Raw genomic sequence first — 514 nt, 5'->3', positions numbered from 1 at the left:
CCTCCTTACCAAAGATAGAATTGACTTTAAGTGTCCACACAGTTTGGCTGATGATTGTAAACAAAAGAAGAATAAACGTATCGAAGATAAATCCTATTGGGTCTGTAGCTCAGGTGGTTAGAGCGCACCCCTGATAAGGGTGAGGTCGGTGGTTCAAGTCCACTCAGACCCACCACTTAGACCGGTGATTTGATAAATTATGTTAGTGAATTAACGTTGACAACGAAAATATCAAACATACTGTGTATGAGTGAAAACCAAAGGATGTGATTGGGGATATAGCTCAGCTGGGAGAGCGCCTGCCTTGCACGCAGGAGGTCAGCGGTTCGATCCCGCTTATCTCCACCAATATCATCATAGTTAAGTTTATTAGGATAAATCATAAGTAAACGGTAAAGTTGACTTAACTATGATGATATAAAGAGATAACTTTCTTTATAAACTGTTCTTTAACAAACTGGAAACAAGCTGAAAACGAGACTTTCAAGAAAGTCTGAGTAAGGGTCATTGATAA

At 39.5% G+C, this 514-nt stretch carries 2 tRNA genes; both read left to right on the top strand.

Features of this window, described 5'->3' with window-relative positions:
• Positions 1–98: 98 nt before the first annotated feature.
• Positions 99–175: transfer RNA gene (locus tag QZ106_RS01145), tRNA-Ile, on the top strand.
• Between the two features lie 97 nt (positions 176–272).
• Positions 273–348: transfer RNA gene (locus QZ106_RS01140), tRNA-Ala, on the top strand.
• Positions 349–514 lie beyond the last annotated feature (166 nt).

It is taken from the genome of uncultured Aggregatibacter sp. (assembly GCF_901873365.1).
In the GTDB taxonomy this organism is placed as follows: domain Bacteria; phylum Pseudomonadota; class Gammaproteobacteria; order Enterobacterales; family Pasteurellaceae; genus Aggregatibacter.
This window is presented reverse-complemented; position numbering and strand designations above follow the sequence as displayed.